The organism is Luteimonas salinisoli, assembly GCF_013425525.1.
GTDB classification, from domain to species: domain Bacteria; phylum Pseudomonadota; class Gammaproteobacteria; order Xanthomonadales; family Xanthomonadaceae; genus Luteimonas; species Luteimonas salinisoli.
The window spans coordinates 47,576-73,850 of sequence record NZ_JACCKA010000095.1 but is presented as its reverse complement, the minus strand read 5'-3'; the positions used below and the strand labels follow the sequence as shown (position 1 = coordinate 73,850).

At 70.9% G+C, this 26,275-nt stretch carries 18 protein-coding genes; 12 read left to right on the top strand and 6 right to left on the bottom strand.

Annotated features, from left to right (window positions below):
• The coding region (gene rhlB, locus H0E84_RS20115) for an ATP-dependent RNA helicase RhlB (RefSeq protein ID WP_180680444.1) at positions 1-1,362 on the bottom strand (1,362 nt) is incomplete at its 3' end.
• A 186-nt stretch (positions 1,363-1,548) separates the two neighbouring features.
• Between rhlB and trxA the strand changes: the two genes are divergently transcribed.
• The 3 genes from trxA (at position 1,549) to H0E84_RS20100 (ending at position 4,530) form a co-directional block, all read left to right on the top strand.
• A complete protein-coding gene (gene trxA, locus H0E84_RS20110; protein ID WP_180680443.1) occupies positions 1,549-1,875 on the top strand; it encodes a thioredoxin TrxA in 327 nt (108 codons plus the stop codon).
• A 220-nt stretch (positions 1,876-2,095) separates the two neighbouring features.
• Entirely contained in the window at positions 2,096-3,844 is a 1,749-nt protein-coding gene (gene rho, locus H0E84_RS20105) for a transcription termination factor Rho (protein ID WP_180680442.1), read from the top strand.
• Between the two features lie 149 nt (positions 3,845-3,993).
• Positions 3,994-4,530, top strand: coding sequence for a GAF domain-containing protein (locus tag H0E84_RS20100; RefSeq protein WP_180680441.1), 537 nt, complete (start codon positions 3,994-3,996; stop codon positions 4,528-4,530).
• A 38-nt stretch (positions 4,531-4,568) separates the two neighbouring features.
• Here the strand turns inward: H0E84_RS20100 and H0E84_RS20095 are convergent, their stop codons facing one another.
• The 4 genes from H0E84_RS20095 to H0E84_RS20080 form a co-directional block, all read right to left on the bottom strand.
• Positions 4,569-7,853, bottom strand: a complete 3,285-nt coding sequence (locus tag H0E84_RS20095) for an ankyrin repeat domain-containing protein (protein WP_180680440.1) — start codon at positions 7,851-7,853, stop codon at positions 4,569-4,571.
• Positions 7,846-8,118, bottom strand: a complete 273-nt coding sequence (locus tag H0E84_RS20090; protein WP_180680439.1) for a YcgL domain-containing protein — start codon at positions 8,116-8,118, stop codon at positions 7,846-7,848. Before H0E84_RS20090 ends, H0E84_RS20095 begins: the two co-directional genes overlap by 8 nt.
• A 62-nt stretch (positions 8,119-8,180) precedes the next feature.
• Positions 8,181-9,194: a cytochrome d ubiquinol oxidase subunit II gene (gene cydB, locus H0E84_RS20085; RefSeq protein WP_180680450.1), complete on the bottom strand. Its 1,014-nt coding sequence runs from the start codon at positions 9,192-9,194 to the stop codon at positions 8,181-8,183.
• Positions 9,194-10,630, bottom strand: a complete 1,437-nt coding sequence (locus H0E84_RS20080) for a cytochrome ubiquinol oxidase subunit I (protein ID WP_180680438.1) — start codon at positions 10,628-10,630, stop codon at positions 9,194-9,196. Before H0E84_RS20080 ends, cydB begins: the two co-directional genes overlap by 1 nt.
• A 718-nt stretch (positions 10,631-11,348) precedes the next feature.
• Between H0E84_RS20080 and H0E84_RS20075 the strand changes: the two genes are divergently transcribed.
• From H0E84_RS20075 to H0E84_RS20060, 4 genes are all read left to right on the top strand, one after another.
• Positions 11,349-13,709: a S9 family peptidase gene (locus tag H0E84_RS20075; RefSeq protein WP_180680437.1), complete on the top strand. Its 2,361-nt coding sequence runs from the start codon at positions 11,349-11,351 to the stop codon at positions 13,707-13,709.
• Positions 13,710-13,937: 228 nt separating this feature from the next.
• Entirely contained in the window at positions 13,938-14,849 is a 912-nt protein-coding gene (hemF, locus tag H0E84_RS20070; RefSeq protein ID WP_180680436.1) for an oxygen-dependent coproporphyrinogen oxidase, read from the top strand.
• A 245-nt stretch (positions 14,850-15,094) separates the two neighbouring features.
• Complete coding sequence (locus H0E84_RS20065) at positions 15,095-15,343, top strand: hypothetical protein (RefSeq protein WP_180680435.1); 249 nt, start codon at positions 15,095-15,097, stop codon at positions 15,341-15,343.
• 126 nt (positions 15,344-15,469) lie between these two features.
• Entirely contained in the window at positions 15,470-15,646 is a 177-nt protein-coding gene (locus H0E84_RS20060; protein WP_180680434.1) for a hypothetical protein, read from the top strand.
• 19 nt (positions 15,647-15,665) lie between these two features.
• Here the strand turns inward: H0E84_RS20060 and uvrD are convergent, their stop codons facing one another.
• On the bottom strand, positions 15,666-17,864 hold the full coding sequence (gene uvrD / locus H0E84_RS20055) for a DNA helicase II (RefSeq protein WP_180680433.1): 2,199 nt from the start codon (positions 17,862-17,864) through the stop codon (positions 15,666-15,668).
• Between the two features lie 267 nt (positions 17,865-18,131).
• Between uvrD and H0E84_RS20050 the strand changes: the two genes are divergently transcribed.
• From H0E84_RS20050 to H0E84_RS20030, 5 genes are read left to right on the top strand one after another with little or no spacing between them, the layout of a single operon-like run.
• Positions 18,132-21,140, top strand: coding sequence for a TonB-dependent receptor (locus H0E84_RS20050; protein WP_180680432.1), 3,009 nt, complete (start codon positions 18,132-18,134; stop codon positions 21,138-21,140).
• A 32-nt stretch (positions 21,141-21,172) separates the two neighbouring features.
• Positions 21,173-21,877 carry a SapC family protein gene (locus H0E84_RS20045; protein ID WP_180680431.1) on the top strand — a complete coding sequence of 235 codons (705 nt, stop codon included), beginning with the start codon at positions 21,173-21,175 and terminating at the stop codon, positions 21,875-21,877.
• Complete coding sequence (locus H0E84_RS20040) at positions 21,864-22,883, top strand: cupin-like domain-containing protein (protein WP_180680430.1); 1,020 nt, start codon at positions 21,864-21,866, stop codon at positions 22,881-22,883. Before H0E84_RS20045 ends, H0E84_RS20040 begins: the two co-directional genes overlap by 14 nt.
• Positions 22,884-22,893: 10 nt before the next feature.
• Complete coding sequence (locus H0E84_RS20035) at positions 22,894-24,450, top strand: tryptophan 7-halogenase (protein WP_180680429.1); 1,557 nt, start codon at positions 22,894-22,896, stop codon at positions 24,448-24,450.
• Positions 24,447-26,009 (top strand): sodium:solute symporter family transporter, encoded by a 1,563-nt coding sequence (locus H0E84_RS20030; RefSeq protein WP_180680428.1) that lies wholly within the window; start codon positions 24,447-24,449, stop codon positions 26,007-26,009. The genes H0E84_RS20035 and H0E84_RS20030 overlap by 4 nt, the downstream gene beginning before the upstream one ends.
• Positions 26,010-26,275 lie beyond the last annotated feature (266 nt).

Here is a 26,275-nt window from a genome sequence, read left to right as displayed (position 1 = left end):
GTCGCCATGGCTGGAACCTCGAGCGCCTTCGCCGCCGCTGCGCCCGCCGGTACGGCGCCCGCCCGGGCCTGCGCCCCGCCTGGCATCGTCGGCGGCACGCTGCTCGCGCGCCTCGCGGAAGATCTCGCCGATGCTCTCGCCGTCGTCGGGCAGCGCCTCGGCGCCCTCGCGCGGCTTGCGCGGCAGCGCCACCAGCAGCTCCGGCGAGACCGCCTCGACCGGGATCTTCTGTTCGATGAAGGCCTCGATGTCCGGCAGGCTCTGCGCGTAGATCTCGCAGGCGAAGCTGATCGCGTCGCCCTCGGCGCCGAGCCGCGCGGTGCGGCCGATGCGATGCACGTAGTCCTCGGCGTCGAACGGCAGATCGTAGTTGTAGACGTGGCTCACGCCGTCGATGTGCAGGCCGCGGGCGGCCACGTCGGTGGCCACCAGCAGCTCGAGCTGGCCGGCCTGGAACTTCTTCAGCAGGCTTTCGCGCTTCTTCTGCGGCACGTCGCCCGACAGCACGCCGACGCGGTAGCCGCCGCGCTCCAGCGCGCGCGCGACCCTCTCCACCCAGGCCTTGGTGTTGACGAACACCATGGTGCGGGCGCCCTCGCTACGCGACAGCAACCCGAGCAGCAGCGGGACCTTCTCGTCGTTGGCCGGGAAGTAGACCTTCTGCCGGACCTTGGCGTTGGTGATGAACTCGGTCTCGACGACCACCTTCTCCGGCTCGTTCATGTGCTCGTAGGCGAGCTCCAGGACGCGATGGCTGAGGGTGGCCGAGAACAGCAGCGTCTGGCGCTCGGTGCGCACCGGCATGCGCCGCAGCAGGAAGCGGATGTCCTTGATGAAGCCGAGGTCGAACATGCGGTCGGCCTCGTCGAGCACGCACACCTCGCAGGCGTGCAGCGACACCACCTTGTGCTGCTTGACGTAGTCGATCAGCCGCCCCGGGGTGGCGATGATCACGTCGGCGCCTTCCTGCAGGATCTGGCGCTGCTTGTCGTAGTCGACGCCGCCGTAGACCAGGGCGAACCTGAGGCCGAGGTCGGAGGCGAACTTCACCGCGTCCTTGTGGATCTGGATGGCCAGCTCGCGGGTCGGCGCCAGGATCAGCGCGCGCGGGTCCTCCGGCTTGCGGTCGGCCAGGGCCGGCCGCGACAGCAGGCGGTTGATCACCGCCACCAGGAACGCCAGCGTCTTGCCGGTGCCGGTCTGCGCCTGGCCGGCGACGTCGCGGCCCGGCAGGGCGATGGGCAGGGTCAGCGCCTGGATCGGCGTGCAGCGGAGGAATCCGGCGGCCTCGAGGCCGGCGAGCAGCTGCGGGTGCAGCTCGAATTCCGAAAAGGTGATATCGGTCAGTGGTTTGTCTGTCATGCCTGGAATGGTCTATGCGGCGGGGCGCGGTTGCGCAGGGGGCGACCGCGTCGCAGACTGCCGAACCGTGAATAGAAGGCTGCGCGGACCCGGGGAAACCCTTGATCCGGCCTGAGAACGCCCCAGTTTAACAGCACCCAAGCCGCCCCGCCCGTCCGGCACGCGGCCCGATCCCAGGAGAACTCCGTGAGCAACAAGGTCATCCACGCCGGCGACGCCGATTTCGACTCCACCGTGCTGCAGTCCGACGAGCCGGTGCTGGTCGATTTCTGGGCGCCCTGGTGCGGTCCGTGCAAGATGATCGCCCCGGCGCTGGACGAACTGGCCGAGAGCTATGCCGGCCGCGCCAAGGTGGTGAAGGTCGACATCGACCAGAACCAGGGCGTCGCCATGAAGTATCACGTGCGCTCGATCCCCATGCTGCTGCTGTTCAAGGGCGGCCAGGTCCAGGCCACCCAGATCGGCGCGGTCGGCAAGGGGCAGCTGTCGCAGATGCTCGACAAGGCCCTCTGAACGGCCAGGCGCGGGCGCACCCGCTCTGCCCCCCCCCCGGCGGCGACGCGCCGCCGCGGAGCGTCCCGGCCCGGCGGCGGGATCGCTTGCCGTGGGCGCGAGGCGGTGCTAGCGTTGTTGCATCCGGCGCGGGGTCCCGCGCCGCACCCCGTCTGAAGGCCCACCCTTCCAACCCTCCGCCCGCTTCCGCGGGCGCTCGCAGCTAGCGAGGAATTCGCACTTGTCCGACAACACCTCCGATTCCGGCGAATCCGCCGAGAAGCGCGTGCGCAAGCCGCGCGTCAGCAAGACCGCCCGGGTCGCCAAGACCGCAGGGACGGACGCCCCGGCGGCGCCCGAGACGGCAGCAGCGCCGGCACCAGCACCAGCACCGAAGCCGGCTGCGCCGGCGGATGCGCCGCCCCCCTCTGCCCCGCCCGCCGCGCCCGCGCCGGCTTCCGCGGAAACCGGCGGCGGTGGCGGTGGCAACGACGCTGGAAGCGAGCAGCGGGACGCCCGCGAGGCGCGTGAACATCGCGACGGCCGCCAGGGCCAGGGCCAGGGCCAAGGCCAGGGCGCCCGCCGCGACCGCTTCCGCAACCGCCGCGACCGCGACCGCAACCGCGGCGGCGGCGGCGGCGGCGGCGGCCGCGACGACGGCCTGCCCCAGGACGGCGGCGACCAGGGCCAGCGCCTGCCGCCGCCCAACATCCCCGCGGACTTCCCGCAGTACACGCTCAGCGACCTGAAGCGGATGCCCGCGCAGAAGCTGATGGACATCGCCGAGCAGCTCAACATCCACGATGGCGTGGCCCGCGCCCGCAAGCAGGACGTGATCTTCAACCTGCTCAAGGTGCTGACCCGCCACGGCGAGGGCGTGGTCGCCGACGGCGTGCTGGAGATCCTGCCCGACGGCTTCGGCTTCCTGCGCGCGGCCGAGGCCTCGTATCTCGCCGGCCCCGACGACGTCTACATCAGTCCCAGCCAGATCCGCCGCTTCAACCTGCGCACCGGCGACCATCTGTCCGGGCGCATCCGCTGGCCCAAGGACGGCGAGCGCTATTTCGCCCTGTCGGTGGTCGACACCATCAACGGCGAGCCGCCGGAGGCCAGCAAGGGCAAGGTGCTGTTCGAGAACCTGACCCCGCTGTTCCCGCGCAAGCGCTTCAAGCTCGAGCGCGGCGACGGCTCCAGCGAGGACATCGCCGGCCGCATCCTCGACCTCATGGCGCCGCAGGGCAAGGGCCAGCGCGCGCTGATCGTCTCGCCGCCAAAGGCCGGCAAGACCATGATGATGCAGCAGATCGCCACCGCGATCACCACCAACCACCCCGACGTGCACATGATCGTGCTGCTGGTGGACGAGCGGCCCGAGGAAGTCACCGAGATGCAGCGCACCGTGCGCGGCGAAGTGGTGAGCTCCACGTTCGACGAGCCCGCCGCGCGCCACGTGCAGGTCGCCGAGATGGTGATCGAGCGCGCCAAGCGCCTGGTCGAGCACAAGAAGGACGTGGTGATCCTGCTCGATTCGATCACCCGCCTGGCGCGCGCCTACAACAACGTCGTGCCCAGCTCCGGCAAGGTGCTGACCGGCGGCGTCGACGCCAACGCCCTGCATCGTCCCAAGCGCTTCTTCGGCGCGGCGCGCAACGTCGAGGAGGGCGGCTCGCTGACGATCATCGCCACCGCGCTGGTCGACACCGGCAGCGCGATGGACAAGGTGATCTACGAGGAGTTCAAGGGCACCGGCAACTCCGAGATCCACCTGGATCGGCGCATCACCGAGAAGCGCGTGTACCCGGCGATCAACGTCAACCAGTCGGGAACCCGCCGCGAGGACTATCTGATCGAGCCCGAGCTGCTGCAGAAGATCTGGATCCTGCGCAAGCTGCTGCACCCGATGGACGAGATCGCGGCGATGGAGTTCCTGCTCGACAAGATGAAGCAGACCAAGTCCAACGACGAGTTCTTCGCTTCGATGCGTCGCTGAAGCCGCACCGGCCCCGAAGGACGCCCCGCCACGCCGGGGGTCCTCGCTTCAGTCGTCGGGAGGCGGGCATGACCCGTGACCGCGCCGCGGTCCGACGCTAGCATGGCCCGGGCGCGGGCAGGCGCAGCGCACGCCCCGGGGGAACGGAGATGCCGAACAGCAGCGCGGACGAATTCCTGCAGCAGGCCGGTCCCCGGCTGGCGGCACTGGTCGGCGAGCTCGAGCGCTGCGCCAGTCCCGTGGAGGTGGCCTGGGCCCTGTGCGAGTTCTCCGGCCCGGCGCTGGGCTTGGCGGACTGCGTGGTGTACCTGCTGGACGGCGACGGCCGCACCCTGACCCAGCAGGCGGCGTGGGGGCCGAAACGCGCCGCCTCCCGGGTGCTGGAGTCGCGGATCCGGCTCAGGCTCGGCCAGGGCATCGTCGGCCACTGCGCGCAGCAACGCCTGCCGCAGCGCACGGCCGATGCCCGCCGCGACGGGCGCTACGTGCTCGACGACCAGTTCAACCTCTCCGAACTCGCGGTGCCGATCTGCATCGGCGACGCGCTGTTCGGGGTGCTCGACAGCGAGCATCCCGAACCGGGCTTCTACGGGCTGGCGCACGAGCATGCGCTGTACGCGATCGCCGAACGCGGCGCCATGCGCCTGCGCGCGCTGGCGGGAACGGCGGACACCGCGCCCGGCTGAAGCGGCGCCTGGATCGTGGCGCTGCCCGCCGACGATGCTCAGCGCGGCTCGCGCAGGAATCTCGCCATCGACACGCCGGGTTGCGACTGCGCCGGTGCGAACTCGGCGGCGACGTCGACGAAGCCGCGCATCACCGCGATTTCGCGCGGGGTGCGGTTGAGGGCGTCGCGCAGGCCGGGGTCGGCGCCGGCGCGCAGCAGGCGCCGGGCCACCTGCAGCAGGCCGTGCAGCGCCGCCAGGTGCAGCGGCCCGAACCCGCGCGGATCCTGCGCCTCCAGCGAGACGTCCTCGTCGAGCAGGTAGTCGAGCGCGCCCAGCACCACCTCCTCGTCGCAGGCGGTGCCAGGCTCCGCGCGCGCGCCGAGCAGCAGCAGCAGGGGGGTGACCCCGCCGCCGGCCGCGGCATCGACCTCGGCGCCGGCCAGCAGCAGGGTGTCGAACAGCGCCAGCAGCCGCGGCCGGTCGCGGCAGGTGAATCCGTACAGCGCCGCGCAGTGCAGCGGCCCCAACCCCTGCGCGTCGGTGGCGTGGACGTTGGCGCCGGCGGTGAGCAGGCGCGCGCACAGGTCGGGCAGCCCCAATGCTGCGGCCAGCATCAGCACGGTGACCTCGCCGGGCAGGCGCTGCTCGAGTTTCGCCCCGGCATCGAGCAGGCGGTCGACGATCTCGCCCTGGCGCATGCTCACCGCGGCCGACAGCGGCGTGGCTCCGGTATGCGCCGCCAGTTGCGCATCGGCGCCGCGCGCCAGCAGCAGGTCGACCGTCGCGCGATGGCCGCCGCCGGCGGCGCGCAGCAGCGCGGTGCAGCCCTGGGCGTCGGGCGTGTCCACGGCGAAGCCGAAGTCCAGCAGCCGGCGTACCGCGTCGGCGTCGCCGATGATGGCGGCCGCCGGCAGGTCCTCGGCGCGCAGCGCGCGCCGCGGCAGCGTCCAGCCGCGCCAGTCGAGCCAGTCGGCGAGATCGCGCCGGCCGCCCGACAGCGCCACGCCCAGCGGCGTCTGGCCATCGGCGGCACGCACGTCGGGCGCCGCGCCGTGGCGGACCAGCGTCTTCAGCGCCGCCTCGCGGCCCAGGGCGGCGCACAGATGCAGCGCGGTCATGCCGTGGCTGTCGCGCGCGTCGAGATCCACGCCCACCGCGACCAGGCGCTCCAGCACCCGGCCCCACCCCAGCCGCACCGCCAGCGCCAGCGGCGGATCGCCCTCGGCGCTGGCCGCGAACGGATCGGCGCCGCGCTCGAGCAACTCCAGCGCCAGCTGCTCCAGGCCGCGCCCGGCCTGCTCGCTGCGCGCGCAGGCCGCCAGGAACCGCGCCAGGCCGCCGGCGCCGGCCGGCGAGACGTTCCTGCGCAGCATCGCCTGCAGCACCTCGACCGCATCCGGCCCGCGGGCGAGCAGGCGGAAGACGGCACTGTCGCCGAAGCCGTCGCGTACCTCGGGGTCCGCGCCGCGCGCCAGCAGCCAGTCGATGCGCTCGACCGACAGCGGCGCCTGCTCGTCGACCAGCAGGCTCCCGAGTTCCTGCGGGCCGAGCAGCGGCAGCAGGTTGTCCAGGCCGTCCAGCCGTCCCTCGCGCAGGCCGTCGCGCAGCAGCGACAGCGGCGCGCGGTCCGGCATCGCGGCATCGCCGCCGCCCTCGGGCAGGATGCTGGCGGGCAGCGCGTAGCCCGGATCGAGCAGCGCCACCAGCGACCAGCGGCCGGCGGAGGCCGCATGTTCGACCGCAAGCCGGCCCTCGGCATCGGCGAGCTGCGGATCGACTCCCAGCTCCAGCAACCGTTGCACCAGCGGCGGCGAGGGCGTCTCCGCCTGGCAGGCCAGCACCAGCGCGCTGCGGCCGTCGCCATCGACCACGGCGACCTCCGCCTGCGCCGCCGCCAGCGTCTCGAGCGTCGCCAGGCGTGCGCCGCGCGCCGACTCGAGCAGCGGAGTACGGCCCTGGTCGTCGCGCGCCTGCGCGTCGGCACCGGCGGCGACCAGCGCCGCGGCGATCTCGGCATGACCGGCGAACGCGGCCTGATGCAGGGCGGTACGGCCGTCGCGGCCGCGGGCGCCGGCCTTCGCCTTGTGCCTGAGCAGCAACTGCACGCCGGCGGTGTCGTCTTCCTCGCCGGCGGCGGCGGCCAGCAGCGCCGGCGTGGCATCTTCGACCTCGGCGCGGGCGCCGCGCTCGAGCAGGAACCGCGCCAGCCGCCAGTTGCCCACCGCGCAGGCGACGCCGAGCGGGGTCAGCCCCTCGTGGTTGACGGCATCGAGTTCGGCGGCGGCGTCGCGCAGCAGGGCGGCGACCCCGGGGTCGGAGCTGCGCGCGGCGTGGTGCAGCGGTGTGCAGCCCTCGGGATCGCGGACCCGGGGATCGGCGCCGTTGGCGAGCAGCGTCATCACCGCCTCGGGGCGCCCGTGCCAGCTGTCGCGGGTCGCCGCCAGCAGCGGGGTGAGGCCGGCGTATGCCGCGTTCAGATCCGCACCGCGGGCGATCAGCGCGCGCAGCAGGCGCAGGTCCGGCAGGACCGCGGCGAGCACCGGCAGGCTGCGCTGGTCGCGCTGGTCCGGCGGGGGAAGCGCATGCGGATCGGCGCCGAGATCGAGCAGTTCGAGGGCACGGTCGACGCGGCCGCCGCGAGCGGCCAGGTACAGCTCGCCATCCAGGTCGCCAGGCGGCAGTTCCGGCCCGGGATCCGCGGCCGCGCCCGCCATCTCCACCACCGGCATCGGCAACGGTGCCGGCGCGGCCAGTCGCTGCAGCAACCAGTGCGCCAGCGGCCACAGCGCCGCGCCGGCGATCGCCAGCGGCCAGCGCGCCTGCGCCGCCAGCAGCCCGGGCCAGGCCAGCGCCACGGTCGCCGCCAGCACCGCCGCCACGCACAGCGCCAGTACCGCGCCACGTCCGGCGGCGGCGTCGTGCTCGGCCAGCCGCCGCCACTGCGCGCCCAGGCCGCCGCCGTCGCGCTCGAGGGCATGCCAGAAGGGCCACAGCCGCCACAGCGCGACCACGCAGACACCGGCCATCGCGCTCAGGCCCACTGCCGCGCCGAGGCTGCCGGACTGGCGCAGCGCGGACAGCGGCCAGGCCACCAGCAGCGCGGACAGCGCCAGCGCACCGCCCCAGAGCACGAGCAGCGCGGGGAGGTCGCGGCGCAACGCGCCGCGGTCGGCCGCGCTGCCGGCGTCGCGCCACCAGCGCACGCCGAGAGCGAACGCCGGCTGCGCCAGCCACAGGCCCAGCGCGGCGGCGATGCCGCCGAACCCGGCGATCAGGCTGAGGGCGGCTCCGGAAACGAACGCGAGCGCGGCGCGCCGGCGCGGGCGCTGCGGTTCAGGCATCGGTGCCCCAGTCCTCGCGCATCGGGTCGACTGCGGCCGATGGCGGAAGCTGGAGGTGGAATCCGCGCGCGGAGAGGTTGCCGCGGACCGTCTCGGCATCCTCCCGCGCCAGCCGGCGTCCCGGGGTCAGCGCCACGTCCAGCACGAAGCTCAGCGCACCGAGCTGCGCGCGCAACGCTTCGGGGAGCGGCGCGAAATCGTCGCGGGTCGCCAGGTAGACGTAGGTGTCGGCCTTGCGCTGGCTCTTGTAGACGTAGGCGTGCATGGCCCGGGGGACGGCTCGAACCCGTCGATTGTGCGGGAAAAGCCGGGAATGGGGAACTGGGGCTAGTGGTATCCGGCGTCGGCCTCGACCTTGCCGCGGAACACGCGGTACGACCACGCCGTATAGCCGAGGATCATCGGCAGCAGCACGATCAGGCCCACCAGCACGAAACCCTGCGAGGACGGCGGCGACGCCGCCTCCCAGATGCTCAGGTCGGGCGGCACGATGTTCGGCCAGATTCCCAGCACCAGGCCAGCAAAGCCCAGCACGAAGAAACTCAGGGTGAGCAGGAAAGGCGTGGCGTCGCGGCCCTCGCGCATCGCCGCGCGCCACAGCCAGACGGCGTTGCCCAGCGCCAGCAGCGGCACCGGCGAAAGCCACCAGAAATTCCCGTCCTCGAACCAGCGCGCCATGATCCGCGAATCCAGGAACGGCAGCCACGCGCTCACCAGCCCCATGAACGCGGCCACCACCATCACCAGCGGCCGGGTCAGGGTGCGGGCGATCTGCTGCATCCGGCCGCCGGTCTTGAGGATCAGCCAGGTACTGCCGAGCAGCGCGTAGCCGAACATCACCGCCACCCCGGTCAGCATCGAGAACGGGCTGAACCAGGCGAACGCGCCGCCGATGTAGCGACCCTCCTGCAGCGGCATGCCCTCGACCAGCGCCCCCAGGATCACGCCCTGGGCGAAGGCCGCGAACATCGAGCCGAGCGCGAACGCTGCGCCCCAGAACGGCTTGCCGCGGCGCGCCTTGAAGCGGAACTCGAACGCCACGCCGCGGAATACCAGGGCGATCAGCATCAGCAGCACCGGAAGGTACAGTGCCGAGAGGACCACCGCGTAAGCGCGCGGAAAGGCCGCCAGCAAGCCCGCGCCGCCGAGTACCAGCCAGGTCTCGTTGCCGTCCCAGATCGGCGCCGCGGTGTTCATCATGTGGTCGAGCTGCTTGCCGTCCTCCGCGAACGGCGCCAGGATCCCCAGCCCCAGCACGAACCCGTCGAGCAGCACGTACATCAGCACGCCGAAGCCGATCACCCCGAACCACAGCACCGGCAGTACGGTTTCCATCTCCATCATGCCTCTCCCGTCCGGACCGGCCCGCGCGGGTCGCGGCCCGCCCTCTCCATCGGCTCGTCGGCCGCGGAGATCGGCCGCATCGGCGTGCGTTCGCCCTCGTCGGTGTCGGGCGCGTCCTCGAAACGCTGCGGCCCGGCGCGAACCATCCGGACGATATAGGCGGCACCGGCGCCGAACACCACCGCATAGGCCGCCACGAAGACCGCCAGCGAGGTCAGCACGCTGCCGCGTCCGACCGCGCTCACCGCGTCGGCAGTGCGCAGCAGGCCCTGGATCACCCAGGGCTGGCGCCCGATCTCGACCACGAACCAGCCGCTGATCACCGCGACGAAACCGCTGAGCGTCATCAGCCGCCAGCCGTCGAGCAGCCAGCGCGAGCCGAACAGCCTGCCGCGCCGCCATGCCCACAACGAGCACGCCGTGAGCAGCAGCATGGCCAGGCCGATGCCGACCATGATCCTGAAGCCGTAGAAGACCGGCGCGACCGGCGGCCGCTGGTCTCGCGGCACCGCGGTCAGCGGCTCGATCTCGCCGTCCCAGCTGTGGGTGAGGATCAGGCTGCCCAGGCGCGGGACCGCCAGTTCGTAGCGGTTGCGTTCCGCCTCCTGGTCCGGCATCGCGAACAGCACCAGCGGCACCCCCGCCCCGGCCGGTCCATGCTCCCAGTGCCCCTCCATGGCCGCCACCTTGGTGGGCTGGACCTCGCGGGTCTTCAACCCGTGCAGGTCGCCGACCAGGATCTGCAACGGCACCGTGAGCGCTGCGAACACCACCGCTGCCCGCAGCATCCGCTGCGCCGCGTCGGCATGCACGCCGCGGCGCAGGTAGCCGGCGCCGACCCCGCCGATCACGAAGCAGGTGGTGATGAAGGCCGCCAGCACCATGTGCGCCAGCCGGTACGGGAACGATGGGTTGAAGATCACCTCCCACCAGCTGGCGGGATGGAACACCTCGCCTACCAGCTCGTAGCCGGCCGGGGTATGCAGCCAGCTGTTGGCCGAGATGATCCAGAACGTCGAGATCAGGGTGCCGACTGCGACCATGCAGGTGGCGAGAAAGTGCAGCTTCTCGGACACCTTGCGCCAGCCGAACAGCATCACCCCGAGGAAGGTGGCCTCGAGGAAGAACGCCGTCAGCACCTCGTAGGACAGCAGCGGGCCGAGGATGTTGCCGGCGCGCTCGGACAGCACCGACCAGTTGGTGCCGAACTGGAAGCTCATCACGATGCCCGACACCACGCCCATGCCGAACGAGATCGCGAAGATCCGCAGCCAGAAGAAGTAGAGGTCGCGCCAGATCGCGTCGCGGGTGCGCAACCAGCGCCACTCCACGAACGCCAGCCAGCTCGACAGGCCGATCGTGAACGCCGGGAACAGCACATGGAAGGAGATCACGAATCCGAACTGGATCCGCGACAGCAGCAATGCATCCACGCCTCACTCCGGGAAGCGGTTCTATGCCGGGCATTATGCGCCGGCAACCGTGAAGGATACGGCCGCCGCCGCGCTTCCCACGGCGCGGCGGCCGGGCATGATGCGGGCACAGGCGGGTCGGTCGCGGTCCGCCCGGGAAAGGCAGATGCGCAAGACGAGCGCGCGCTGCCGTCGTCATCGGCGGCGGCCACGGAGGCGAAGCGGAGCAGGCGCCTCTCGCACTGGTGGACGCGCCGGGCGCGTCGGATTCGAGCGAGTCTTCGGCGAGACGGCCGAGCGGAAGCAGCCGCGTCGCGCCTGGACGGCATCGATTCCGACCGCGCGCCGGGCACCTCAGGCGCGCGCCCAGCGCCGGCTCCAGAGCGTCCGCCCTCGGACGGAGCAGTCCTGGGCTGCCAGCGCGCGATCGGCGTCCGCGCGAACGTCTCGCTTGGCGGCGCAATTCGCAGAAACGAGAAGCCGGTCTCGGCGGGCACCGGTTTCAGCTGGTAAACCTGCCCGCCACAGGGACGATCCGGACCAACCGGGAACAGGGAAGTCTGCAGGGGCGCATTGCGCCCCTGTTCTTTTTCCGGCCCGTGCTTTCCCGGACCTGTTCTTTTCAGGCGTTTCCCGCTCCGGTTCCTCGTCCGTGCGGGCGCCGGCATGACCTGTGGCCCAGCCGGACGCGACGGCCGGCTGCTACCCTGCGGCGGTTTGCTCACGCCACGAGGGCGCCATGGTCCGTCTGCTGCCGCTGTCCCTGCTGCTGTTCGCAGCCTCGCTCGCCGCCCAACCGGCGCAAACGCTGACCATGGATCGGATCATGGCCGACCCGGACTGGATCGGCCCGCCGGTGGAACAGGCCTGGTGGGCATGGAACGGCCAGCGCGCGTACTACTCGCTCAAGCGCGAAGGCAGCGACGTGCGCGACACCTGGGTCCAGGACATCGGCGGCGGTGGGACCGGCCGGATCGATGGCGCCGCGCGCGCCGACCTTGACGGCCTGCAGCCGGTCTACGACGCCGGGCGCTCGCGGGCCGCCTTCGTGCGCGACGGCAACGTCTTCGTGCGCGACCTGCGCAGCGGCGCGCTGACCCAGCTCAGCCGCGACGACGAGCGCGCCGCCTCGCCGCTGTGGGGCAGCGACGGCGCCCTGGTCTGGCGCATCGGCAACGACCGCTGGTTCCGCTGGACGCCCCGCGAGGGCGTGACCGCAGCCGCGGTGCTCAAGGCCGAGGACGATCCGGGCAAGGCGCCCGCGGCCGACGCCCTGCGCGAGCGCCAGCTGCGGCTGGTGGAGACCCTGCGCACCGAGCGCGAGCGTCGCGAGGCGCAGCGCCTGCAGGATCGCGACTGGCGCCGCGCGGATCCCACGCGTGCGCCAGCTCCGGTGTACCTGGGCAAGGACGTGGAGATCGCCGCCAGCGCGCTGTCGCCGGACGGGCGGTGGCTGCTGGTAGCCACGGAAGCGAAAGGCGCCGACAAGGGCACCGATGGCAGGATGCCGAAATACATCACCGAGTCGGGCTACGAGGAGTTCGAGGACGTGCGCACCCGGGTCGGCCGCAACGATCCGCTGCCGCAGGCGTTCTGGCTGGTGGACATGACCACGGGCGAACCGCGCAGGCTCGATCTCGACCGGCTTCCGGGCATCGACGGCGACCCGCTCGCACACCTGCGTCGCGCCGCCGGCAAGGACCCGCTGAAGGGCGCGCGCGCGGTGCGCATCGAGGCCGACGGCCCGGGCGCGATGCGCTGGAGCGGCGACAGCCGCGGCGCAGCCCTGATGCTGCACGCGGTCGACAACAAGGACCGCTGGCTGGCGACACTCGACCCCGCCGACGGCGCGCTGCGCAGCCGCCACCGCCTCTCCGACGAGGCCTGGATCAACTGGGGCTTCAACGACTTCGGCTGGATGCCGGACAACCGGACGCTGTGGTTCCTTTCCGAGCACACCGGGTATTCGCACCTGTACCTGGACGCGGGCGGACGCACCCGCGCCCTGACTTCGGGGAACTGGGAAGTGTCCGCGCCGGTGCTGGCGGCGGACGGCGGCGGCTTCCTGTTCGTCTGCAACCGCGAGCGTCCCGGCGACTACGAGGTCTGCGCGGTGCCGGCCGACGGCGGATCGGTGCGCGAGATCACCGCGCTCGACGGCGTGGAGGATTTCGTCCAGTCGCCCGACGGCGGCCGGCTGCTGGTCCGCCATTCGGAAAGTTACGTGCCGCCGCAGCTGGCGGTGATCGGCATCGACGGCGGCGGGATGCGTGCGCTCACCGATACCCGCAGCGAGGAGTTCCGGCGCTACGACTGGCTGCAGCCGGAAACCGTGCAGGTCCCTTCGCGCCACGGCGCCGGCGCCATCTGGGGCAAGTACTACGGGCCAGCGACGCCGGAACCCGGACGCAGGTATCCGGTGGCGCTCTTCGTGCACGGCGCCGGCTACCTGCAGAACGCCAGCGACCGCTATCCCAACTACTTCCGGGAGCAGATGTTCCACAACCTGCTGGTGCAGAACGGCTACATCGTGCTGGACCTGGATTTTCGCGCCTCGCAGGGCTACGGCCGCGACTGGCGCACCGCGATCTACCGGCAGATGGGCCATCCGGAATTGGAGGACTACCTCGACGGCATCGAGTGGCTGGTCGCCGAAAGACAGGCCGACCGCGACCGGGTCGGCATCTATGGCGGCAGCTACGGCGGCTTCCTGACCTTCATGGCGCTGTTCCGCGAGCCCGGCACCTTCAAGGCCGGCGCCGCGCTGCGGCCGGTCACCGATTGGACCCAGTACAACCACACCTATACCGCCAACATCCTCAACACTCCGGACCTCGACCCGGAGGCGTATCGGATCTCCTCGCCGATCGAATTCGCCGAGGGCCTGCAGGATCATCTGCTGATCGCCCACGGCATGATCGACGACAACGTGTTCTATCGCGACTCGGTGCTGCTGGCGCAGCGCCTGATCGAACTGCGCAAGGACAAATGGGAACTGGCCAGCTATCCGCTCGAGCGACACGCCTACCAGCACTCCGATTCCTGGTACGACCAGTACCGGCGCATCTTCGAGCTGTTCGAGCGCGCACTGAAGGAATAGCCGCGACGGCCGCGGAACACAGGCGCCGCGGCCTCCCCTGCACCGGTAGGAGCGCGCCATGCGCGCGAAGGCCGGCGCGGCCGGCCGTACCGGGAATCACCGCCAACGCGGCCGGCGCCGCCCGCGGCCTTCGCGGCCATGGGCCGCTCCTACGGGAGTGCGACTGCGGTCGTCGGCGACCGCGACCTGTCGGCCATCGTGCGGCGGCCACGCCCGTACAATGCGCGCATGGACGATATCGAGACCGTACGCGCGTACCTGATGGGCCTGCAGGAGCGGATCTGCACCGCCATCGAAACCGCCGACGGCGGCGCGCGCTTCTCCGAAGACGACTGGACCCGCGCCGAAGGCGGCGGCGGCCGCACCCGGGTGCTGCGCGAGGGCGCGGTGTTCGAGCAGGCCGGCATCGGCTTCTCCGACGTCTCCGGCAGCGCACTGCCGCCTTCGGCCACTGCCGCGCGGCCGCAGCTGGCGGGCGCCTCCTGGCGCGCGGTCGGAGTGTCGCTGGTGTTCCATCCGCGCAACCCCTACCTGCCGACCACGCATGCCAACGTGCGCCATTTCCGCGCCACGCGCGAGGGCGAGACCGTCGCATGGTGGTTCGGCGGCGGCTTCGACCTGACCCCGTTCTACCCCTTCGACGAGGACGTGCTGCACTGGCACCGTACCGCCCGCGCGCTGTGCGAACCCTTCGGCGGCCAGCTGCGCTACGAGGCGCACAAGCGCTGGTGCGACGACTACTTCTTCCTGAAACATCGCGGCGAGACCCGCGGCGTGGGCGGGCTGTTCTTCGACGACCTGCACGAGGACTTCGCGCGCGACTTCGCCTATCTGCGCGCCGTCGGCGACGGTTTTCTCGACGCCTGGCTTCCGATCGTCGAGCGCCGCCGCGACGTCCCCCACGGCGAACGCGAGCGCGCGTTCCAGCTGTACCGGCGCGGGCGTTACGTCGAGTTCAACCTGGTCTGGGACCGCGGCACCCTGTTCGGCCTGCAGTCGGGCGGACGCACCGAGTCGATCCTGATGAGCCTGCCGCCGCTGGCGCGCTGGGAATACGGCTACGCGGCGGAACCCGGCAGCGCCGAGGCGCGGCTGGCCGACTACCTGCGCCCGCGCGACTGGCTGCGCGAACTCGGCTGAGGTACGCCCCCGACGGCGGTCGGTCCGAGACCCGTAGAGCCGAGCTTGCTCGGCTGCCCGGCGGCTCGACTGTCCGGTGCCCGAGCAGCGGAGCAAGCTCCGCTCTACGGCGTGCGGGCGTTGGTGGCGCAGCGCGTGTTGGTGGCGATGCGGGCACCGAAGCGCGGGTGCCGTGCAGCGCGGGTTCACTTCGTGCAGGCGGCGTGTCGGGACAATGGACGTTCACTGCACGCGGAGACCCCGCCATGTCCGGTCGCGAACGCCGCGCCCGCAAGGACGCTGCCGATACGGCGGCGCTGCGGGCCGGCCTCACCCCCGCGCAACAGGCCGCGCTGCCGACCCTGGAACAGTTCGGCTGGACGCTGCGCTTCGTGCGCCGGCCGCTGTTCCAGGATCCGGTGCCGGTGCTGTTCGATCGCAGCGGCGAACGCTGGGTGGTGCTGCAGGCCGATGGATCGATCGACGAAGCGCCGGGGTTCCAGCTGCGCGAATGAAGGCCCGGGATCCGGGGACCTAGCCGCCGCCCAGGCACCGGCGCGTCCCCCACCGTTCAGCTGAATGGGCATGTCCATCACGCGGCGGCGGCTACGATGCGCGCCGTCCCCTCTCGGAGCAGGCGCATGTCCTCGTTCGCGATCTACGTGTTCGGAATGCTGGTCCTGATCGGGGGCCTGGCCTACGGTGCATTCCTGGCCGGGCTGGCGCCGCACTGGATCATGGTCGGGGTGATCGTGCTGCTGGGCATCGGCATCGTCAGTGCGGTCTCGAAGACGCGCGCCAAGGATCCTCCCGCCTGAGCCGGGACCGGGGGCGGCCTCAGCCCGGCTGCAGGTTGGCGTAGGCCAGCACCAGCCACTTGCTGCCGGCCTCGTCGAAGTTCACCTGTACGCGCGCGTGCGCGCCGCTGCCCTCGATGTCGGTGACCACCCCGCCGCCGAATTTCGCGTGGGTGACGTTCTGGCCGAGCCGGAGCCCGGGACCTTCCTCCACCGCCGCGTGTCCGTAGTTGCGCCGCGGCGCGGAGAACGCCGGGCGCGAGACCTGCACCCGCGGTCGCACCTCGTGCAGCAGCGGCGCCGGGATCTCGCGCAGGAACCGCGACGGCACGCCGTACATGTCCTGGCCGTGCAGGCGCCGCGACTCGGCGTAGCTCAGCACCAGCTTCTGCCGCGCGCGGGTGATGCCGACATAGGCCAGGCGGCGCTCCTCCTCCATGCGCCCGGGCTCGTCGGCCGAGCGCTGGTTGGGGAACAGGCCCTCCTCCATCCCGGCCAGGAACACCAGCGGAAATTCCAGGCCCTTGGCGCTGTGCAGGGTCATCAGCTGCACGCCGTCCTCCCCGGCCTGGGCCTGGCCCTCGCCGGCCTCCAGCGCGGCATAGGCCAGGAACGCGACCAGCTCGGTCAGCGCCGCGGCCTCCTCGTCGTCTCCGTGCACGAAGCGCGAGGCCACCGACACCAGCTCGTCGAGGTTGTCGGTGCGCGACTCCGAGTCCAGCCCCGCCCGGCTCTCCTTGGACCAGTGCTCGCGCAGCCCCGAGCGGGCCAGCACGTGGTCGATCTTGTCCTGCAGCGGCAGCGCGTCCACCTCGCCGGCCAGCGCATCGATCAGGGCGTGGAAACCGGCCACAGCGTTGCGCGCCCGCGCGGTCGTCGCGACGCCTCGCGCCACCCGGCGCGAGGCGTCCCATAGCGACAACCCTTCCGCGCGCGCGTCGCGGCGCACCTCGTCGAGGGTGCGGTCGCCGATGCCGCGCGGCGGGGTGTTGACCGCGCGCTCGAAGGCGGCGTCGTCGCCGCGGTTGGCGACCAGCCGCAGGTAGGCCAGGGTGTCCTTGATCTCGGCGCGTTCGAAGAAGCGCACGCCGCCGTAGACCCGGTAAGGGACCTGCTCGGCCACCAGCTGCTCCTCCAGCGCGCGCGACTGCGCGTTGCTGCGGTAGAGCACCGCGCAGTCGCCGTAGCTGCCGCCGCCCTGCACCCACTGCGCCACCCGCTCGACCACGAAACGGGCCTCGTCGACTTCGTTGTAGGCGGCGTACAGGTCGACCGGCTCGCCCTCGCCGCTGTCGGTCCACAGCCGCTTGCCGAGCCGGTCCGGATTGTGGGCGATCACCGCGTTGGCGGCGTCGAGAATGTTGGCGGAGGAGCGGTAGTTCTGCTCCAGGCGGATGGTCTGCGCGCCGGGAAAGTCGCGCAGGAACTGCTGCACGTTCTCGACCTTCGCCCCGCGCCAGCCGTAGATCGCCTGGTCGTCGTCGCCGACCACGAACACCTGGCCGGTGTCGCCGGCCAGCACCCGCACGAAGGCGTACTGGATGGCGTTGGTGTCCTGGAACTCGTCGACCAGCAGCTGGCCGAAGCGCTGCCGGTAGTGCGCCAGCAGCGGTGCGTTGTCGCGCAGCAGCTCGTGCGCGCGCAGCAGCAGCTCGGCGAAGTCGACCAGCCCGGCGCGGTCGCAGCGCTCCTGGTACAGCGCGTAGCTGCGCCGCATCACGTCGGCCCACTCGTCCTCGCCGGACTGGATGTGCTGCGGGCGGCGGCCCTCGTCCTTCTGCGCATTGATCCACCAGGCGATCTGCCGTGGCGGGAAGCGCGCCTCCTCCAGTTCCAGCTGCTGGGCCACGCGCTTGACCAGCCGCAGCTGGTCGTCGGAATCGAGGATCTGAAAGCCTTCCGGGAGCTTCGCGTCCTGCCAGTGCAGGCGCAGCAGCCGGTGCGCCAGGCCGTGGAAAGTGCCGATCCACAGGCCGCGGCCGCCCGGCCCCGATCGGTTCCGCTGCAGCAGCGCGCCGGCCCGGTGCCGCATCTCGGCGGCCGCCTTGTTGGTGAAGGTGACCGCGAAGATGCCGTGCACCGGTACGCCATGCACCTCGTTGAGCCAGGCGATGCGGTGGGTGAGTACGCGGGTCTTGCCGGATCCGGCGCCGGCCAGCACCAGGTAGTGCCCGGCCTGCGCCGACACGGCCTCGCGCTGGGCGGCGTTGAGGCCGTCGAGCAGGTGGGAGACATCCATTGCCGCCATTGTACCGGCGCCGTCCGTGGCGCCGACAGCGCCACGCAGGGTCGCGCAATGCGCGCGCGCCCGAACCCGGGACGCGGATCGCCTCCCAGGCGGACATGCACCCGCGCACTGCCAGCCGGAGAAGCGCCGTCTGCGGAAAGGTCACGCTGCACTGCAGCATGACAACGCTGTCAGTTTCCCCTCCAATGGCCCGCAGGCAGCCGCGCTGCCGAACACAACTCGTTCATCCGATTCGTGAAGCCCTGGGGAGGGAGGATCATGAAACAGCCGCATGCGGCGCCGAAACGGCGCCTGCTCACTTCCGCGCTACTGCTGGCGCTGGCACCACCGCTGGCCGCGCAGACCGTCGAGGAGGACCGTATCGGCCCGGCCACCGCCGACAGCGACGCCACCACGCTCGATACGGTGACCGTCACCGGCATCCGCGGCAGCCTGCTCTCGTCGATGAACCTCAAGCGCGACGCGCAGGGCATCGTCGACGGCATCGTCGCCGAGGACATCGGCAAGTTCCCGGACACCAACCTGGCCGAGTCGCTGCAGCGCATCAGCGGCGTCTCGATCGACCGCACCTCGAGCGGCGAGGGTCAGCGCGTCACCGTGCGTGGCGTCGGTCCCGACTTCAACCTGGTGCTGCTCAACGGCCGCCAGATGCCCGCCTCGAACCTCGGCCCCGGCGGCGCAGGCGTTTCGAATTCGCGCGCCTTCGACTTCGCCAATCTGGCATCGGAGGCGGTCTCGGAGATCCAGGTCCACAAGACCAGCCGGGCGCGGACCCCGACCGGCGGCATCGGCGCGACCATCGACATCCTGACCGCGCGCCCGCTGGACAATCCCGGGCTGCAGGCCAGCGTCGGCATCAAGGGCGTGCACGACACCTCGGCCGACAACCTGCCCGACAGCTACCCGGGCAGCTCCTTCACCCCGGAAGTGTCCGGCATCTTCAGCAACACCTACGCCGACGGCCGCTTCGGCGTCGCGCTGACGGCCAGCTACCAGGAACGCGACTCCGGCTACAGCCAGGCCTCGGTGGCCGACGGCTGGGCGATGTTCGAGGGCGACGACACCAACAGCTGGAACCGGCTGCCGATGGCGGGCGAGCCCGGCTTCGACCTGATCACCAACCGCCCGGGGCCGGATTCGGTCTACGGGCGCCCGCAGAACACCGGCTACAGCGTCAACGGCGTGCAGCGCCAGCGCACCAACGGCCAGCTGGCGCTGCAGTGGGCGCCGAGCGACAACGTGACCACCACGCTCGACTACACCTATGCCGAGAACAAGGTGCAGCAGCAGCGCAACGAGCTCTCGGTGTGGTTCAACTACGCGCCCGGCACCAGCTCCTGGACCGACGGCCCGATCTCCGCCCCGATCGAGTATTCCGAGGACATTCCTGCGGCGAATGCGGACCTGTCCATGGGCGGCATGGAACTGGCGACGCGGAACGAGCTGAAGTCGCTCGGCTTCAACGTGGAATGGGCGGTCAACGACGCCCTGACGATGGCCTTCGACTACCACGACTCCACATCGGAGTCCCACCCGGACAGCGACTACGGCTCGGCGGGCGTGCTCGGCGCGGCCGCCTTCATCCGCGGCACCACCAGCGTCGACTACAGCGGCGAGCTGCCGATCCTGACCGTCGAGCTGCCGCCGGGCATCGCCGAGGTCGGGCCGGAGCACGTCGTGGTCACCGGATCGGTGTTCCAGAACAGCTACAACCGCTCGGACGTGGAGCAGTTCCAGGCCAGCGGCCGGTTCGAATTCGCCAACTATTCCGGTCTCGACTTCGGCGTCTCCGCCACCGAAGTCAACAACCGCACCGCTTCGGCCGTGATGCAGCGCGACACCTGGGGCGGGGTTGGTTCGACCGCCGACTATGACGACGACATCTGGTACGCGGACAACATGGGGCGTTACTTCGACGCCTTCTCCGGTCACGACGATCCCAGGTTCACCGACCGCTTCATGGTGTTCGACTTCGAGCGGCTGCGGCAGCGGGCCGCCGAGGTCGCCGGCAACGACGCGTTCTACCGCGCGCCGAGCGAGTTCACCGACGACCTGCGCACGACCGAGAAGTCCAGGGCGGCCTACGTGCAGTGGACGAACACGTTCGACTGGGCGCATCCCGTCCATGTCGCGGCCGGCGTCCGCTACGAGGAGACCGAGGTCGAATCGTCGGCGCTGGTGCGCGTGGGCACCGCGATTTCCTGGGATGCCGCCAACGAGCTCTACGTCATCTACGACGACGAGCGCGACTTCGTGGACGGCGAGGGCAAGTACGACCATTTCCTGCCCAGCCTCGACATTCGCGTCGACTTGAGCGAGGACATGCTGCTGCGCGCCAGCTATGGCCAGACCATCGGCCGCCCGGGTTGGCAGCAGATCCAGGGAGGCACGACGCTGGCCCCCGTCGTCCGTGTCGACGGCGGCGACGGCTCGCAGGGCAATCCTGCGCTCGCGCCGCTCAAGTCGAGGAACTTCGACCTGTCGTTCGAGTGGTACTACGGCGAAGCCAGCTACCTCTCGGCGGGCTACTTCCGCAAGAACATCAGCAACTTCATCAGCGACACGATCGTGCGGGACACACCGTTCGGGCTCAACACGCCGGTCGGCGGCACCTACTGGAACAACGCGCTCGACGCCGGCTGCCCGGCGACGGACATGGTGTGCATCCGCGACTACATCTTCACCAACCACGCCGGCGATCCGGGCGTCACCGTCACCGGAACCAACGAAGCCGGCCAGTTGACCGGAAGCATCGTCGGCCAGCCCGGCGACCCGATCGCGTCGTTCGACATCAACACGCCCGCCAACCAGCGCTCAGACTCGCTGGATGGCTGGGAGATCAATCTTCAGCACATGTTCGGCGAGAGCGGCTTCGGCGTGATGGCGAACTACACCATCGTCGACTCGGGCCTGACCTTCGACAATCGCAGCCTCGGCGACCAGTACCCGATGATCGGCCTGAGCGACTCGGCCAACCTGGTGCTGTTCTACGACAAGTACGACTGGCAGGTGCGCGCGGCCTACAACTGGCGCGACGAATTCCTGTCCGGCATCGGCGGCCAGGGCCCCAACCCGAACTACACCGAGTCGTACGGGCAGCTGGATCTCAACGTGAGCTATCAGGTCAACGACCGCCTGTCGCTGCACGCCGAGGCGATCAACCTCACCGACCAGACCCAGCGCATCCACGCCCGCCACACCAACCAGCTGCGCTTCGCCACCCAGACCGGGCCCCGCTACATGTTCGGAATGCGGTACAAGTTCTGAGGAGACCCGAAGGAGGCGCGCCGCGCCCGGCCATGACCCAGAGCGTCCTGCTGAACAACATCGACCACGCCGACCTGCGGGTCGAGACCCGGCGCGGCGCGGACCTCGGCGATGCCGTGATGTCCGCGCCGACCTTCCCGGGGGAGTTCCGCCAGCTGCAGGCGCACTATCCGGTGGTCTTCCAGAAGACCGCGGAGGGCGCCTTCCAGCCGGTCGCGCTGTTCGGGCTGGAGCCCGGCGGCAACCTGTTCCTCGAGGACGGGCGCTGGGATGCGGCCTACCTGCCGCTGGCGATCGAGCGCGGGCCATTCCGTATCGGCGAGTCGCCGGAGGGGCCGATGGTCCACGTCGACCTCGACCATCCGCGCGTGCGTAGCGGCGGCGGCGAAGCGCTGTTCCGGGAGCACGGGGGCACCACGGAGTTCCTCGAGCGCGTCCGCTCGGTGCTGCTCGCCTTGCGCGAGGGCCTGTACGAGGTGCCCGCCTTCGTCGAGGTTCTGCAGCGCCAGGAGCTGCTCGAGCCGTTCGTGCTGGATGTGCGCCTGGACGACGGCTCGCAGAGCCGGCTGGCGGGATTCCACACCATCGACGAGGAGCGCCTGCGCGGGCTGGATGGCGCCGCGCTCGGCGAGTTGCACGCCCGCGGGTACCTGGAGGCGGTCTACATGGCGGTGGCCTCCGTCTCGCGCTTCCGCGATCTGATCGACCGGCTGAACCGCCGCCATGCTCCCGGCTGAGCGCGCGATCGCGGAAATCGACTGTCGCGGGGTGAGGGCGCCCCCCGACGAGGCGCTGTGCGCGTTCGAGCCCGTGGTGCTGCGCGGCCTTGCCGGCCACTGGCCGCTGGTGCGCGCCGCGGCGGACTCGCCGCGGGCAGCCGTGGACTACCTGGCCCGCTTCGAGCGGAAGCCGGCGCCGCCGGTGGTGGCGACGGTCGGTCCGCCGGAGATCGACGGCCGCTTCTTCTACAGCGACGACCTGCAGGGCTTCAACTTCCGCCGCGAGAAAATGCCGCTGGGCGCGGTGCTGGACTCCCTGCTCGAGGTCCTGCCGGAACGCGCCCCGCCGGCGATCTATGTCGCCTCGACCACGATCGATACCTGGCTGCCCGGCCTGCGCGACGAGAACGACATCGACCTCGGAGACCGCGCGCCGCTGGCCAGCATCTGGATCGGCAACCGCACCCGCATCGCCGCGCACCAGGACCTGCCGGACAACCTGGCCTGCGTGGCCGCAGGGCGTCGCCGGGTCACCCTGTTCCCGCCCGACCAGTTGCGCAACCTGTACATCGGCCCGCTGGATTTCACCCTCGCCGGTCAGCCGGTGAGCCTGGTCGATTTCGCCGCGCCCGACCTGGACAGGTTTCCGCGCTTCGCCGAGGCGCTCGGGCACGCGCGCACGGCCGAGCTGGGCCCGGGCGACGCGGTACTGATCCCCTCGATGTGGTGGCACCACATGGAGGCGCTGGATGGCTTCAACGTGCTGGTCAACTACTGGTGGCGGCGCTCGCCGGCGTGGATGGATACGCCGATGAACGCGCTGATGCTGGCGCTCATGAGCGTGCGCGATCTTCCGCCGCAGGAGCGCGCGACCTGGCAGGAGGTCTTCCGCCACTACGTGTTCGAACCGGGCGAGGCCACCGACGGCCACATCCCGGAAGCCGCGCGCCGGGTGCTGGCGCCGCTGGACGACACCCGCGCGCGCGAGTTGCGGGCGCGCCTGCTGCAACGCCTCAATCGCTAGGGGGAATGGCGTGGAAGAATCGGTTTCGACGCAGGCCGGGCGTGCGCCGGTCAGGCGCGTGGTCATCGCCGGCGGCGGCACCGCCGGCTGGATGGCGGCGGCGGCGCTGTCGCGCACGCTCGGCAAGGGCCTGGAGATCCACCTGGTCGAGTCCGAGCAGATCGGCACCGTCGGTGTCGGCGAGGCCACCATCCCGACCCTGGTCACTTTCCATCGCCTGCTCGGGATCTCCGAACAGGAGTTCATGACCGCGGCGCAGGGCACGATCAAGCTGGGGATCTCGTTCGAAGGATGGCGCGAACGCGACCATCGCTACATCCACTCGTTCGGTACCACGGGGCAGGACCACTGGAGCGCGGGATTCCAGCATTTCTGGCTTCGCGGGCGCGAACGCGGCCTGGCGGAGGGCTACGAAGCCTATTGCCTGGAGTCGCGCGCGGCCGAGCAGGAGCGTTTCGCGCACCTGCCGCGCAACGGCATCAACTACGCCTACCACATGGACGCCGCCGGCTACGCACGGTTCCTGCGCACCTTCGCCGAGGGCTACGGCGTCAAGCGGATCGAGGGAAAGATCGCGCGCGTGCGCACCGATCCGGACTCCGGCGACATCGCCAGCCTGGTGCTGGAGGACGGCAGCGAACTGGCGGGCGACCTGTTCCTCGACTGCACGGGCTTCCGCGCGCTGCTGATCGGCCAGGCGCTGCGGGTCGGCTTCGAGGACTGGTCGCACTGGCTGTTCAACGACAGCGCCTACGCCGCGCAGACCACCGCCGTGCGCGACGCGGTGCCCTACACCCGTGCGATCGCCGGCGAGGCCGGCTGGCAATGGCGGATCCCGCTGCAGCACCGGGTCGGCAACGGCATCGTCTACTCCAGCCAGTACATGGACCAGACCCAGGCGCTGGAGGCGTTCACATCGAGCCTGGAGGGAGAGCTGGTCGCGCAACCCTGGCACCTGCGTTTCCGCCCGGGCAGGCGGATCCGGTGCTGGCACCGCAACTGCGTGGCGCTGGGGCTGGCCGGCAGTTTCATCGAGCCGCTGGAGTCGACCACCATCCACCTGATCCAGCGCGGCATCATGCACCTGCTGCGCTGCTTCCCGGCGGTGGTCGCGCAAGAGGACATCGACGCGTACAACCGCCAGGTCGACGCCGAGGTCGAGCACGTGCGCGACTTCGTGGTGATGCATTTCCACCTCACCGAGCGTCGCGACACCCCGTACTGGGATGCATGCCGGCTGATGGAGATCCCCGCCTCGCTGCGTCAGCGCATCGAGCTGTTCCGTGAGACCGGCAAGGTGTTCCACGTGCCCGGCGAGCTGTTCGGCGAAAACTCCTGGATCCAGGTGATGCTCGGCCAGGGGGTGATGCCGCACCGCCACCACCCGGCCGCCGACCTGATGGGCGACGAGGAGCTGTCGCGCTTCCTCGGCGACATCCGCGCCGGGGTCGACCGCACCCTCGCACAGCTGCCGGCCCACCGGGCCTATCTCGACACCTACTGCCCGGCGCCCCGCCCCGACGTGCCGGCAACACCCCAACGTCCACGATCCGGAGACGAGCGATGACCCTTTCCACCCTCGATGCCGGCATCGTGCTGGCCTACCTCGCCGGCCTCTTCGTCCTGGCCCAGTGGGTGTCGCGGGAACGGGCCGGGCACCACAAGTCCGCGCAGGACTATTTCCTCGCCGGCAAGGCGCTGCCGTGGTGGGCGATCGGCGCCTCGCTGATCGCCGCCAACATCTCCGCCGAGCAGATCATCGGCATGTCGGGATCGGGGTTCGCGATCGGCCTGGCGATCGCCTCCTACGAATGGATGGCGGCGGTGACCCTGCTGATCGTCGCCAAGTACTTCCTGCCGATCTTCCTGCGCAACGAGATCTACACGATGCCGCAGTTCCTGGAGCGGCGCTACGGCGGCCGCATCCGCACCCTGATGGCGGTGTTCTGGCTGGGCCTGTACGTGTTCGTCAACCTGACCTCGATCCTGTGGCTGGGGTCGCTGGCGATCTCCTACGTGTCCGGCATCGAGCAGACCACGGCGCTGCTGGCTCTGGCGGCGTTCGCGCTGGCGTACCAGATCTACGGCGGACTGAAGGCGGTGGCGCTGACCGACGTGGTGCAGGTCACGCTGCTGGTGCTGGGCGGACTGCTGCTGGTCGGGATCGCGATGGACCGGATCTCCGACGGCGCCGGGGTGCTGGCCGGGTTCGAGCGCCTGCGTACCGAGGTGCCGGGGCACTTCCACATGATCCTGTCGCCGGACCACCCGTTCTACAAGGATCTGCCGGGCCTGAGCGTGCTGCTCGGCGGCATGTGGGTGATGAACGTCAGCTACTGGGGTTTCAACCAGTACATCATCCAGCGCGCGCTGGCCGCCAAGAGCCTCGGCGAGGCGCAGAAGGGCGTGCTGTTCGCCGCCTTCCTGAAGCTGCTGATGCCGGTGATCGTGGTGCTGCCGGGCCTGGCGGCGGTGCTGCTGGCGCCGGACCTCGAGCGCCCGGACGCGGCCTACCCGGCGATGATGGCGCTGCTGCCGGCCGGGGTGCTGGGGCTGGTGTTCGCGGCGCTGATCGCGGCCATCGTGTCGTCGCTGGCATCGATGACCAACTCGATCTCGACCATCTTCACCCTGGACTTCTACACCCGGCTGGGGCGCGAGCACAGCCAGCGGCAGATGGTGCGCGTCGGCCGCATCGCCGCCGTGGTGGCGATGGTGCTGGCGGCGCTGGCGGCGCGGCCGCTGCTGGGCAGCTTCGACCAGGCGTTCCAGTACATCCAGGAATACACCGGGTTCTTCACCCCGGGCATCGTGGTGATCTTCCTGCTCGGGCTGTTCTGGAAGCGCGCCAACGAGGCCGGCGCGCTGGCGGCGGCGATCGGCTCGTTCGTGCTGTCGGTGGTGCTGAAGCTGGCATGGCCGGCGCTGCCGTTCATCGACCGGGTGGGGCTGGTATTCCTGCTCGCGGCCGCGCTGGCGGTGGCGGTGTCGCTGTTCACGGCGCGCGCCGGGGCGAAGGACTTCATCCGCACCGACGATGTGCGCTATCGCACCAACGCCACCTTCAACCTCGGCGCGTTGGGCGTCGTCGCCATCACCACCGCGCTGTACGCGGCGTTCTGGTAGGGGCGCGGGCCGGTTCCCGTAGCGCCGAGCTTGCTCGGCTGGCGCGCGGGCTCCGGAGCCGGGAGCAGCGGAGCAAGCTCCGCTCTACGAAGGGGCGACACGGCGCGCGGCGTGGATTCCGGAGGCCCGTAGAGCCGAGCTTGCTCGGCTGGCGCGCGGGCTCCGGAGCCGGGAGCAGCGGAGCAAGCTCCGCTCTACGAAGGGGCGACACGGCTCGCGGAGTGGATTCCGGAGGCCCGTAGAGCCGAGCTTGCTCGGCTGACGCG

Excerpts from the sequence above, each read along its gene's own strand:
- H0E84_RS20060 (WP_180680434.1), top strand. The coding sequence starts at position 15,470 with ATGTCCTCGTTCGCGATCTACGTGTTCGGAATGCTGGTCCTGATCGGG.
- H0E84_RS20090 (WP_180680439.1), bottom strand. The coding sequence starts at position 8,118 with ATGCACGCCTACGTCTACAAGAGCCAGCGCAAGGCCGACACCTACGTC.
- H0E84_RS20045 (WP_180680431.1), top strand. The coding sequence starts at position 21,173 with ATGACCCAGAGCGTCCTGCTGAACAACATCGACCACGCCGACCTGCGG.
- H0E84_RS20030 (WP_180680428.1), top strand. The coding sequence starts at position 24,447 with ATGACCCTTTCCACCCTCGATGCCGGCATCGTGCTGGCCTACCTCGCC.
- H0E84_RS20095 (WP_180680440.1), bottom strand. The coding sequence starts at position 7,853 with ATGCCTGAACCGCAGCGCCCGCGCCGGCGCGCCGCGCTCGCGTTCGTT.
- uvrD (WP_180680433.1), bottom strand. The coding sequence starts at position 17,864 with ATGGATGTCTCCCACCTGCTCGACGGCCTCAACGCCGCCCAGCGCGAG.
- H0E84_RS20065 (WP_180680435.1), top strand. The coding sequence starts at position 15,095 with ATGTCCGGTCGCGAACGCCGCGCCCGCAAGGACGCTGCCGATACGGCG.
- cydB (WP_180680450.1), bottom strand. The coding sequence starts at position 9,194 with ATGGAGATGGAAACCGTACTGCCGGTGCTGTGGTTCGGGGTGATCGGC.
- H0E84_RS20050 (WP_180680432.1), top strand. The coding sequence starts at position 18,132 with ATGAAACAGCCGCATGCGGCGCCGAAACGGCGCCTGCTCACTTCCGCG.
- H0E84_RS20075 (WP_180680437.1), top strand. The coding sequence starts at position 11,349 with ATGGTCCGTCTGCTGCCGCTGTCCCTGCTGCTGTTCGCAGCCTCGCTC.
- H0E84_RS20100 (WP_180680441.1), top strand. The coding sequence starts at position 3,994 with ATGCCGAACAGCAGCGCGGACGAATTCCTGCAGCAGGCCGGTCCCCGG.
- H0E84_RS20040 (WP_180680430.1), top strand. The coding sequence starts at position 21,864 with ATGCTCCCGGCTGAGCGCGCGATCGCGGAAATCGACTGTCGCGGGGTG.
- hemF (WP_180680436.1), top strand. The coding sequence starts at position 13,938 with ATGGACGATATCGAGACCGTACGCGCGTACCTGATGGGCCTGCAGGAG.